This is a genomic window from Pseudomaricurvus alcaniphilus (genome assembly GCF_011440395.1).
Lineage (GTDB): Bacteria > Pseudomonadota > Gammaproteobacteria > Pseudomonadales > Cellvibrionaceae > Pseudomaricurvus > Pseudomaricurvus alcaniphilus.
The window spans coordinates 265529-277713 of the sequence record NZ_JAAOIX010000005.1 but is presented as its reverse complement, the minus strand read 5'-3'; the positions used below and the strand labels follow the sequence as shown (position 1 = coordinate 277713).

General features: G+C 60.7%; 6 protein-coding genes, 1 pseudogene and 1 riboswitch. Of the genes and pseudogenes, 6 read left to right on the top strand and 1 reads right to left on the bottom strand.

Translation table 11 applies throughout. The features are described 5' to 3' along the window. Positions 1-1556 precede the first annotated feature (1556 nt). A riboswitch (TPP riboswitch) is annotated at positions 1557-1650 on the top strand. Positions 1651-1761: 111 nt separating this feature from the next. The 5 genes from thiC to thiS are packed head-to-tail and all read left to right on the top strand — an operon-like array spanning position 1762 to position 7327. Continuing rightward, a complete protein-coding gene (gene thiC, locus G8764_RS12665; RefSeq protein ID WP_166164997.1) occupies positions 1762-3672 on the top strand; it encodes a phosphomethylpyrimidine synthase ThiC in 1911 nt (636 codons plus the stop codon). A gap of 2 nt (positions 3673-3674) precedes the next feature. Beyond that, positions 3675-4769 (top strand): FAD-dependent oxidoreductase, encoded by a 1095-nt coding sequence (locus G8764_RS12660; protein ID WP_166164996.1) that lies wholly within the window; start codon positions 3675-3677, stop codon positions 4767-4769. Next, entirely contained in the window at positions 4766-5593 is an 828-nt protein-coding gene (locus G8764_RS12655; RefSeq protein WP_166164995.1) for a thiazole synthase, read from the top strand. The genes G8764_RS12660 and G8764_RS12655 overlap by 4 nt, the downstream gene beginning before the upstream one ends. Before the next feature lie 7 nt (positions 5594-5600). Then, positions 5601-7118 (top strand): bifunctional hydroxymethylpyrimidine kinase/phosphomethylpyrimidine kinase, encoded by a 1518-nt coding sequence (thiD, locus tag G8764_RS12650; protein WP_166164994.1) that lies wholly within the window; start codon positions 5601-5603, stop codon positions 7116-7118. A gap of 8 nt (positions 7119-7126) precedes the next feature. Next, positions 7127-7327, top strand: coding sequence for a sulfur carrier protein ThiS (thiS, locus tag G8764_RS12645; protein ID WP_207951856.1), 201 nt, complete (start codon positions 7127-7129; stop codon positions 7325-7327). Positions 7328-7482: 155 nt separating this feature from the next. Here the strand turns inward: thiS and uvrA are convergent, their stop codons facing one another. Beyond that, positions 7483-10308 carry an excinuclease ABC subunit UvrA gene (gene uvrA / locus G8764_RS12640; RefSeq protein WP_166164993.1) on the bottom strand — a complete coding sequence of 942 codons (2826 nt, stop codon included), beginning with the start codon at positions 10306-10308 and terminating at the stop codon, positions 7483-7485. Between the two features lie 268 nt (positions 10309-10576). Between uvrA and G8764_RS22540 the strand changes: the two are divergent. Next, a pseudogene (locus G8764_RS22540) lies at positions 10577-12180 on the top strand (methyl-accepting chemotaxis protein). Positions 12181-12185: the final 5 nt, after the last annotated feature.

Here is a 12185-nt window from a genome sequence, read left to right as displayed (position 1 = left end):
CGTCTCGCGAGCCTGTCCCAGGTTGCATCGATCGCTTTGGCTCAGGCTTCCCGATTCAACTGCCAGATGCATACGGAGGCGTGACTGTATTTGTCTGCCCGAACCTTTTGGACCTTTGTATTCTGCCCGTCCCGTTTAATAAAAAAGGTGATTAGTGCACCGAGAGCGACCAGTAAGGCAGAGACCCAAAAAGCTGCCACGGTACTGGCGAGCATTGCCGTTCCAGCCACGGTGCTCCACACTAAGGCGAGGACCTTGGATTCTGTTTGTGCGGCGTAGTCCAGCTCACTGGATGTGTATGATTTGCTTGTAGTAAACGTTTGCATAACAGCTACTCCTCTTTATTGTTCAAATCATTTACGGCGATATGTCGGGTTTAGTTCACAAAAGCCCTGGATACGACGGCTCCTTCCAGCGCGCATGTGTACATCGAGCAAAAATTTCTGTTCGATTGTGCTGGCTGGTTTTTACGGGGCGGCGGGTCATGTTGCGATTGAGAGTCTGGGGTTCAGAAGCGTGCTTTTTTAATCATTCATACGGCACATTGGCGGTTGAATTGCCCTGCGCCTGATCAATCCAGACACGCCGTGAATCCGTACACGTTCTCCTCCTCGTTTGCAAGGCCTCGTATCAGATGTAAAGTCAGGTTGCTTCCATATATCCGGCCTGTTTTAGGAGCTTGTTTGCTCCTGGCCTTGATGAAGTTTAGCGCGTACTGTCCTTACCATCCCTACGGTAACTTGGGTGCCTATGGGTTTATCAGGTTTTCAGTACGCCCGTTTTACCTGTTTTGTCATCTGGTTTACGTTGCCATCGCAACCTGTAGGAAGGTTAATGTTTACCCATCAAATTATTGCTCAAACTACTAACTTCATTCACTGGGTTTGTTGCACCTAGTGGCTGGTGGCTGGTGACTGCTTGCTGTTGTTTTGTGTAGGTGTCGGTTAGCGAGGTTACGCAGCTGACGCGCTTAAACCCGTCCATGGGTCGCTCGACTGCCGACACCCCCCAGGGGGCCCTCTCTCAAAGCTGCGCTTTGATTCACCTTGTCCATGTCGGCAGACGGTCAGCCGCGCAACCTCGCCAACCGCCACTTCGACCATCGCAGCGAGGTTAGAGTTAAACCCAAAACCCAAAACCCAAAACCCTAAGTTCCAATTGATGCTTATCCACTGAGCTAATTCCACACCCCTAGTCGAAAATTCGCATGAATATTTAACTTCATTGACAGCCTTTGAAATCTGTATGTTGAGGGTTCTGGCCTTTTTAATCTGGACGTCGGCACAGTGGTCGTTGAATTACCCTGCGCCTGAGCGATCCAGACCTTCTGTGGCCATGGATGGCCACAGAGAGCCCCCAGGGACGGGTTCACGGCGTGTCTGGATCGCTCAGGCGTAGGGTAATTCTGGCAGCTGATTTGATCGAATACCGAATCCCAAGAGGAGACTTCATTGCTCAGGCGCAGGGCAATTCTGGCAAGTAACATCAGTACACTAGCAACAAAGTTTGCTACTGCTCCCCCTTGTATTGCCAATATAAAACCCGGTACACTCGGCGCTCACTTGTCGGGGAGCCTGTACACAGGCTGAGAGTTTACCCGTTGAACCTGATTGGGATTATACCTGCGTAGGGAACAAGTTGGTGCCGAGGATGCGCGTGCGTGCGTCTGTAGCTGGCGCCGCTCTGTATCTGTTGGTCTATCTTTCCTGTCTGTTTCATCTGGCTCCCCGCGTTATTTTTCAGACGCAGCGAAGGGATCCGATGAACGCCAAAACGCCATACAAGCCCCCCCATCTCGACAGCACCTGTTTGCAGCCGTTACCCGCCTCCAGGAAAGTTTATGTCCCTGGCAGCAGCGCCGATATCCGGGTGGGTATGCGGGAAATCGCGCTGTCACCGAGTTTATTGAAGCAGAGCGATGGCAGTGTGGTAACTGCAGCGAATCCACCGCTGCGGGTTTACGATACCTCCGGCCCCTACACGGATCCCGCCGTGAACACGGTGATTACTCGCGGCCTGCCGGCCTTGCGCGAAAGCTGGATCGAGCGCCGCGAGGACACCGAACAGCTGGACAACGTTAACTCCGAATATACCCGCAGCCGTCTCGCCGACAGCTCGCTGGATCACTTGCGTTTTGATCTCAAGCGCCGGCCGCGGCGGGCTCTGCCGGGGAAGAATGTCAGCCAGTTGCACTATGCCCGGCGCGGGATTATTACCCCGGAAATGGAGTATGTGGCGATACGGGAGAATATGGCGCTGCAGCAGGCGGCGCAGAGCGAGGGGTTTAGCCAGCACCCGGGGATGCCGCTGGGGGCGCGGATTCCGGCGCAGATAACACCGGAATTTGTGCGCGCTGAAATCGCTGCGGGGCGGGCGATTTTGCCGGCCAATATCAATCATCCGGAAATCGAGCCGATGATTATCGGGCGCAATTTCCTGGTCAAGATCAACGGCAATATTGGCAACTCGGCGCTGGGCTCATCGATCCAGGAAGAGGTGGAGAAGCTGGTGTGGGCCATTCGCTGGGGCTCGGACACCATTATGGATTTGTCCACCGGCAAGAATATTCACGAGACCCGGGAGTGGATCGTGCGCAATTCGCCGGTGCCGGTGGGCACGGTGCCCATCTACCAGGCGTTGGAAAAAGTCGATGGCATCGCTGAAGACCTGACCTGGGAAGTGTTTCGCGACACGCTGATCGAGCAGGCGGAGCAGGGGGTGGATTATTTCACCATTCACGCCGGGGTGCTGTTGCGCTATGTGCCGCTGACCGCCGACCGGGTTACGGGGATCGTCTCGCGCGGTGGCTCGATCATGGCCAAGTGGTGCCTGGCGCACCACCGGGAAAATTTTCTCTACACCCATTTTCGCGAGATCTGCGAAATTATGGCCCAGTACGACGTCAGTTTTTCCCTCGGCGATGGCTTGCGCCCGGGCTCTATTGCCGACGCCAATGATGCGGCCCAGTTTGGCGAGTTGCAGACGTTGGGTGAGCTGGCGAAGATTGCCTGGGAGTACGATGTCCAGGTGATGATCGAGGGGCCCGGTCATGTGCCCATGCATATGATCAAGGACAATATGGATAAGCAGCTGCAGCTGTGCCACGAAGCGCCGTTCTATACCCTGGGGCCATTGACTACCGATATCGCCCCCGGTTACGACCACATTACCTCCGGCATCGGCGCGGCCATGATCGGCTGGTATGGCACCGCCATGCTTTGTTACGTGACTCCCAAGGAACACCTTGGCCTGCCCGACAAGGATGACGTCAAGACCGGCATTATCACCTACAAGCTGGCCGCCCACGCCGCCGACCTGGCCAAGGGGCACCCCGGCGCCCAGCTGCGCGACAACGCTCTCAGCAAGGCGCGCTTTGAGTTTCGCTGGGACGACCAGTTCAATCTGTCGCTGGATCCGGATACCGCCCGCAACTTTCACGACCAGACCCTGCCCAAGCAAGCGGCCAAGGAGGCGCACTTCTGTTCCATGTGCGGGCCGAAGTTTTGCTCCATGAAGATCTCCCAGGAAGTGCGGGACTACGCGGCACAACAGAATGGTCCGGGCAGCGAGGCGGTAGCCAGTGACAGCATCAGGCTGCTGGATATTGACGCCGAGATGCAGCGCAAGGGCGAGGCCTTTCGCCAGCTCAGCGCCACCGGCAGCGAGAGCTAGCGGTGCGCATTGGTATCGCCGGGGCCGGCTTGTGCGGTCGCTTGCTGGCCTGGCAGTTGGCGCGCCAAGGCCACAGCGTGACGCTGTTTGATCGCGACAGCGGCGCCGGTGAGCAGTCCGCCGGGTTGATCGCGGCGGCGATGCTGGCGCCCTACAGCGAGTCTTTGCGCGCCGGCAACAAGGTATTTCAGCTGGGCTGTCGGGCGCTGCGCCAGTGGCAGGGGTTACTGAGCCTGCTCTGCCATGATAGCGGCGTCAAGGTTGAGTTGCGCCACAGCGGCAGTATCGCGGTTGCCCACCGCGCCGATGCGCTGGAGCTGGACGATATGAGCCGGCGTTTGCAGGCTCTGCCGGCAGTTGATTTGCAGCGGCCCTACTGGCTTTCCGCCAGCGAGCTGCGGGCCGCGGAGCCGGAACTGGATAACTTTGAACGGGGCCTGTATCTGCCTGGTGAAGGTTGCCTGGACAATCGGGCTCTGTTCGCTGCGCTGGGGCAGGCTATCGATAAGGCCGGCGGCCGCTGGCGGCGGCAACAGCAGGTTGAAACGGTGGGCGCAGGCTTTATTCGCAGTGGCGGCGCCAGCCATCGCTTTGACTATGTGTTCGACTGCCGCGGTTTTGGCGCCGGTACCGACTTGAGAGAGCTGCGCGGCGTGCGCGGCGAGTTGCTCTGGGTGCGGGCAACGGAGGTCAAACTCAGTCGCCCGGTGCGCCTTATGCACCCGCGCTATCAAATCTACATCGCCCCGAAGCCGGATCATTTTTACGTGGTAGGTGCCACCGAGATTGAGAGTGAATCGCTGGCGCCGATTACTGTGCGCTCGGCACTGGAGCTGCAGTCCGCCCTTTACACCCTGCATACGGGTTTTGCCGAGGCGGAAATTGTGCAGGCCAGCAGCCAGTGTCGGCCGGCGTTCGAGGACAATCTGCCGCGCATCTACCAGGCCGAGGGCTTGATGCGGGTCAACGGCCTGTATCGCCACGGTTACCTGTTGGGGCCGACCCTGGTGGCCAGGGCGTTGGCGCTGTTCGAAAATCGCGCCGTTGACCCTGGCAACGGCAGTCTGGAGGAAGCAATCAAGGTGATACCAGCATGAGTGAAAATAAAAATAGCCGCGTTCGGGACAGTGACGCGAACGACACCTGGACGGTCTACGGCCAGACCCTGCACAGTCGTTTGTTGCTGGGAACCGCGCTCTACCCGTCGCCGGCGGTTATGGCGGCGGCGATCGAGGCCAGCGGCGCGGAAGTGATTACCGTGTCCCTGCGTCGGCAAGCGCCAGCCAGCGGTGGCGGCAATAACCTGTGGGATATGATTCGCCAGCTCGGCAAGCAGCTGCTGCCCAACACTGCCGGTTGCCGCAATGCGCGCGAGGCCATCGCCCTGGCGCATATGTCGCGGGAGCTGTTCGCCACTGATTGGATCAAGCTGGAAGTCATCGGCGACGATTACAACTTGCAACCGGACCCGTTTGAATTGTTGAAAGCCGCGGAGCAATTGCGCAGAGACGGCTTTGCGGTGTTTCCCTATTGTACCGATGACCTGGTGTTGTGCCAGCGTCTGGTCGATGTGGGCTGTGAAGTGTTAATGCCCTGGGGCGCGCCGATCGGCACCGGCCTCGGCTTGCTCAACCCCTACGCGCTGGCAACACTGCAGCACCGTCTACCGGAGGTGCCGAAGATTATCGATGCCGGGCTCGGGCGCCCGTCCCATGCCTGCCAGGCAATGGAGGCCGGCGCCACGGCGGTACTGCTCAATACTGCCGTGGCGCAAGCGGCGCAACCGGTGTCCATGGCGGAGGGTTTCAAACTCGCCGTAGCGGCGGGCCGGGCCGGCTTTTGCAGCGGCGCCATAAGTGCGCGGCCTACCGCCAATCCCAGTACCCCGGTGACGGGTACTCCCTTTTGGCACCAGCAGTAGGCCTGTAATGAAGCACTCTCCCTATCAGGTTAGCGCCTGCACTATCGCCGGCTCCGATTCTGGCGGTGGAGCCGGTATCCAGGCGGACTTGCACAGCTTCGCCGATTTTGGCGTGCACGGCTGTACGGTGATTACCGCGTTGACGGCGCAGAACAGCACCGGTATTGAGCAGGTGACCCGCACGCCACTGAGCCAATTGCAGGCGGAGTTGCGGGCGGTGTTCAGCGACCTGCAGCCGGCAGCGGTAAAGCTGGGCATGCTGGTGGATACGGAAACCATCGAGTGCGTGGCCCGGGCGCTGCAAAAGCAGGCCGCGGCGGTGGTGTGTGACCCTGTGATGGTCGCGACGACGGGCCAGCGCTTGCTGGACAAGTCGGCCCTGGATGCGTTGCGGGCACTGCTGCCCCGGGTGGACCTGCTGACGCCCAACACCCACGAGGCGGGCCTGTTGACCGGCGTTAAAATTGCAGCCGCGGCGGACGTGCAAGCGGCGGCGCGACAGCTGTTGGCCACGGGGGTGAGGGCGGTGCTGATCACCGGTGGACACCTGCTGTCCGCGGCGAACTGCTGCGACGATTTTTACCTTGATGGAACGCAACACTTCTGGTTGCGCTCGCCGCGACAACGGACTCCCCACAGCCACGGCAGTGGCTGCACCCTGTCGGCGGCGATCGCCGCAGCCCTGGCGCGGGGCTACGCTATTGCAGATGCGCTGGTGCTGGCGAAAATGTACCTTAACAAGGGCCTGGCCCGGGCGCGTAGTTTCGGTCGTGGCCCGGGCCCGGTGGCACACACTGGCTGGCCCGACGACTTGCAGTATTTGCCGCGCCTCTATCGCGAGCTGCCCGGGTATCGTGAGCTGCCCGGGCCGAACGCGGCGTCGCATTTTCCCCGCTGTGAGCACAGCCCACTGGGCTTGTATCCGGTGGTGGACAGTGTCGACAGCTTGCAGCGAGTGCTGGCGGCCGGGGTAAAAACGGTCCAGCTGCGCGTCAAGTTCGCTACCGAAATGGCCCTGCGCACCAGTGTTCAACAGGCGGTGGAATTGCAGCGTCGTTACCAGGCGCAACTGTTTATCAACGATCACTGGGCGCTGGCCATTGAATACGGTGCTTACGGTGTCCACCTGGGGCAGGAGGATCTCGACAGCGCTGATCTTGAGGCCATCGCCGCCGCCGGCTTGCGCCTCGGGGTGAGCAATCACGCCTGGTATGAGATCGCCCGGGCCCATGCCATTGCGCCGTCCTATATGGCGCTGGGGCCGGTGTTTGAGACCACCACCAAGCAGATGCGCTTCGATCCGCTCGGCATAAGCCAGTTGGCGGAGTGGGTGCGGCTGCTGCAGCCCGCTTATCCCACCACGGCCATCGGTGGTATTAACCGCAGCAACGCGGCCGCGGTGGCCGCTACCGGCGTCGGCAGTATCGCTGTGGTGCGGGCCATCACTGAGGCGGACAACCTGGCCCAGGCTGTCAGTGGGCTGAATAGCGCACTCGCGGGCGTGGGCGCGCCGGAATCAAATTAGGGAAGGTAATGATGCAAGTGTTAGTCAACGGGGAAGTAACCCACACTGAGGTCGAGACCCTGGCGGATTTGCTGGGGCAGCTGGACTACACCGGCGCCAGTGTCGCCACGGCAGTGGACTGCGAGTTTGTGGCTGCCGGGCAGCGCGCCGCCTGGAGGCTGCAGGAGGGGCAGCGGATTGATATAGTGGCGCCCATCCAGGGGGGGTGACAAGAAGCAGTCTTTATGGGCGGGCACCAGATCGCAGGTCGGGTACTACCTGGTGTTGATGTGGAAACTTATTTTTTGTCGTCCGCTTGCAGGCGCCGGACCGTCGCCTGCAAGGGAGTGACGTTTATGCAAAAAGCGCAGTTGCTGGCTGGACTCTATCGCGCCAGCAACGGCTTTAAAAAACGCCCGGTGTGGGACTGCTTCATTTTTGCCACCTGCTCGGGGGTTCCCTCCGCAATAATCTGGCCGCCGCCGCTGCCACCCTCCGGACCCAGGTCCACCAGCCAATCGGCAGTCTTGATCACGTCCAGGTTGTGCTCGATCACCACCACGGTATTGCCGTGGTCGCGCAGTCGGTGCAGCACGTTGAGCAGCTGCTGGATATCGTGGAAGTGCAGGCCGGTGGTGGGCTCGTCGAGAATGTACAGGGTTTTGCCGGTGTCGCGCTTGGACAGTTCCTTGGCCAGCTTGACCCGCTGGGCCTCACCGCCGGAGAGGGTAGTGGCGGCCTGGCCGAGGCGAATATAAGACAGGCCCACATCGATCAGGGTTTGCAGTTTCTTCGCCACCGCCGGTATGGCATCGAAGAATTCCCGCGCATCTTCCACGGTCAAGTCCAGGGTTTCGTGGATGCTCTTGCCCTTGTATTTCACTTCCAGGGTTTCGCGGTTGTAGCGCTTGCCCTTGCAGATGTCGCAGGGTACGTAGATGTCCGGCAGGAAATGCATCTCCACTTTCACCACGCCGTCGCCCTGGCAGGCCTCGCAGCGGCCGCCCTTGACGTTAAAGCTGAAGCGGCCGGGCTTATAGCCCCGCGACCGGGCTTCCTGGGTGCCGGCAAACAGCTCCCGGATGGGGGTGAAGATGCCGGTGTAGGTGGCCGGGTTGGAGCGCGGTGTGCGACCGATCGGGCTCTGGTCGATGTCGACGCACTTGTCGAACAGGTCCATGCCCTTGACGCTCTTGTGGGGCGCGGCGGTGAGGGTGGTGGCGCCATTCAGCTCGGTGGCGGCCAGGGGATAGAGGGTGGCGTTGATCAGGGTCGATTTGCCCGAGCCGGAAACGCCGGTGACGCAGGTCATCAGGCCGGCCGGTATTTTCAGGGTCACGTCCTGCAGGTTGTTGCCGCTGGCGCCGGTCAGCACCAGTTCCTTTTTCTTCGGGTAGGGTGTGCGTTTGGCGGGCACCGCAATTTTGACTTCCCCCGACAGGTACTTGCCGGTGAGGGAGTTGGGGTTGTCCATAATCTGTTGCAGGCTGCCCTGGGCCACCACTTCGCCGCCGTGCACACCGGCACCGGGGCCGATGTCGACCACGTGGTCGGCCTGGCGAATGGCGTCTTCGTCGTGCTCCACCACGATCACGGTGTTGCCGATATCGCGCAGGTGGGTGAGGGTGCGCAGCAGGCGGTCGTTGTCGCGCTGGTGCAGGCCGATGGAGGGCTCGTCGAGAATGTAGAGCACGCCCACCAACCCGGCGCCAATCTGGCTGGCCAGGCGAATGCGCTGGGCCTCACCGCCGGAGAGGGTTTCGGCACTGCGATTGAGGGTCAGGTAGTTCAGGCCCACGTCCACCAGGAAGCGAAAGCGATCGCGCAATTCCTTGAGGATTTTTTCCGCCACCGCCCCCCGGGCGCCGGGAAAGGAGAGTTTGGAAAAGTAGTCGAAGGCGTCGCCCACCGGCAGGTCGGTAATCTGCGGCAGGGTGCGCTCGTCGACGAAGACGTTGCGCGCGTCGCGGCGCAGGCGGGTGCCCTCGCACTCCGGGCAGGCCTGGCTGGACACATACTTGGCCAGTTCCTCGCGCACGCTTTGCGATTCGGTCTCCTTGTAGCGGCGGTTCATATTGTTGATCACGCCTTCGAAGGCGTGGTTGCGCTGGAAGATGTCGCCCTTGTCATTGCTGTAGGAAAAATTGATCGCCTCGTCACCGGAGCCGTAGAGAATGGCTTGCTGGTGGGCTTTTTTCAGCTTCTCCCAGGGAGTGTCGATGGAAAAGCCGTAGTGCTGGGCCAGCGAGGTGAGCAGGTGGAAGTAGTAGAGGTTGCGCCGGTCCCAACCGCGGATGGCGCCTTCGGCCAGGGAGGATTCGGGAAACTGCACCACTTTCTTGAGATCGAAAAACTGGCTCACGCCGAGGCCGTCACAGCTGGGGCAGGCGCCGGCGGGGTTGTTGAACGAGAACAGGCGCGGCTCCAGCTCGGTCAGTGAGTAGTCACAAACCGGGCAGGCGTGCTTGGCAGAGAAGGTACGCTCCTCCTGGTCGCCGTCCATAAAGCTGATGGCGGCCAGGCCCTCGGTCAGCTGCAGTGCGGTTTCAAAGGATTCCGCCAGCCGGATCTGCAGGTCCGCGCGCACCTTGAAGCGATCCACCACCACTTCAATGGTGTGTTTCTTTTTCTTGTCCAGCTCCGGGGTGTCGTCCAGGTCCACGACCACACCGTCGATGCGAGCGCGAATAAAGCCGTCGCGGCGCAGTTGTTCGAAGGTGTGCAGGTGCTCGCCCTTGCGATCGCGCACGACCGGTGCCAGCAGCATGATCTTGGTGCCTTCCTCCAGCGCCAGCACGTGATCGACCATTTCACTGATGGTCTGGGCCTTGAGTGGCTCGCCGTGAATCGGGCAGCGCGGTTCGCCCACCCGGGCGTACAGCAGGCGCAGGTAATCGTAGATCTCGGTGATGGTGCCGACGGTGGAGCGCGGGTTGTGGGAGGTGGATTTTTGCTCGATGGAGATGGCCGGGCTCAAACCCTCGACGTGATCCACATCCGGTTTTTCCATCATCGACAGGAACTGGCGGGCATAGGTGGACAGGGATTCAACGTAGCGCCGCTGCCCCTCGGCATAGAGGGTATCGAAGGCCAGCGACGACTTGCCGGAACCGGACAGGCCGGTGATCACGATCAGCTTGTCGCGGGGCAGGTCGATGTCGAGGTTCTTGAGGTTGTGGGTGCGAGCACCGCGTACGAGAATTGTATCCACAGATTTAGAGATTCCAGTTCGGACAAACCAGCAAGTATACGCGGATTTTGTGACGCAGGCACAGTGGCACCCGGTCGAGGAGTTAGCCGGGAGGCGCTCGCCGCCGGCAGATTGGTTTATTTGGACTAGAATTACCAGAACCGGTGTAGAGAACGGCAGGGACGCACGGGACGCAGGTGTGTCCATTGTAATAAAAGCTTCATTTAACCAACGGAGAATTTCACCGCTACCTTAAAAGCAGGCAAGTGGCAGGTGTGGTGAAAATATTATGCTAAAAGTTCGGACCAAGTTAATTGTGCTGACCCTGGTCCCCATGGTGGCGGTGTGCTGTATCGCGGCCCTGGCACTGGGCAGCCTGATGAGCGTGTCCAGCACCGCAACCCGGCTCACCGAAGAGCGCCTCAGCCCGATTCTGCATTTGAACCAGATCGCCAGCGAGTACACCGGCAATGTGGTTGACCTGGCGCACAAGACCCGCGGCCAAATGTTGCTGTGGAGTGAGGCGGAAACCCAGTTGGCGGCGGCCCGGCGGGCGATAGAGCGTGGCTGGGATCTCTATCTGCAGGGGGAGTTGGGGGCCAGCGAGCGGGACCTGCTGGCCCGATACCCCGAGGCCATAGACCAGGCGGCCGATGTTATGGCGCAGTTGCAGGGCTTTATCCAGCAGCAGTCCGGCTACGCCATGGGCAATTTTATCGACCTGGAGTTGTATTCGCAGATGGACCCGGTGCTGGCGCTGATCGATGCGCTGGTCGGGGTGCAGAACGATATGGCCCGGGCCGGCGCGGCGCGGGCGAGCAGTGTCGCCGCCGACGCCGGGCAACTGCTGTTAGTGGCGGTGCTGGTGCTGCTGTTGGCGGTGATTGGCCTGGCCTGGTGGTTGAACCAGGGCATCACCCGGCCCATGGATCGGATGCTGGCAGTAATCTCCAATATCCAGGGCAGCAAGAACCTGACCCTCAAGGTTGGGCTCGAGAGCCGCGACGAGTTTGGCGAGATGGGGCGCCATTTCGACAGCATGATGGCCGAGCTGTCGGAGCTGATTGCCGAATCCCAGGCGGTGGAGCGGCAGTTGATCACCGCCGCCACTACCCTGCTGCAGGTGAGTGAAGCCAACCAGCAGCAGTCGGGCCAGCAAAACGGTGAAATACAACAGATGGTCCGGGGCGTTGAGCAGGTGCAGGCCTCGGCGGAAGTGGTGCTGCACAACGCCCAGGTGGCGGAAGATGTCAGCCAGGAAGCCCAGCTGCGGGCGCAGCAGGGGGACCAGAAAGTACAGGACAGTATCGCCACCATCGAAGACCTGGTGGCCGTGATCAAGTCCGCCACCGACGATATGCTGGGGCTAAAAGAACACAGTGAGCAGATCGGCAAGGTGCTCGATGTGATTAAAGCCATCGCCGAGCAGACCAATCTGCTGGCCTTGAACGCGGCTATCGAGGCGGCCAGGGCCGGGGCTTCGCCGTGGTTGCCGATGAAGTGCGGCAGTTGGCCAGCCGTACCTCGGTGTCTACCCGCGAGATTCAAATAATAGTCAGCAATATCCAGCAGGGTGCCCAGCGGGTATTCAGCCAGATGTCAGACGGCGTCGCCGCCACCGATGCGGCGGTGGTGCAGGCCCAGGATGCCGGCGCAGCCATTCACAGCTTGCTGCGCGGCTACCAGACCATCAAGGATCGCACCCTGGACATCAAAACCGCGTCGGTGGAGCAGAGTAAAACCGTGTCTGGCGCGGTGACCCATGCCGGTCGGGTGGATGAGCTGGCGCGCACCGGGCAGGAACTGTCGCTCGAGGCGCTGCACACCAGTCGCGCGGTGATGGCACTCGCCGAGGATCTCGGCAAAAAACTGAAAGTCTTTTCCAGCTTGTAGCCCGG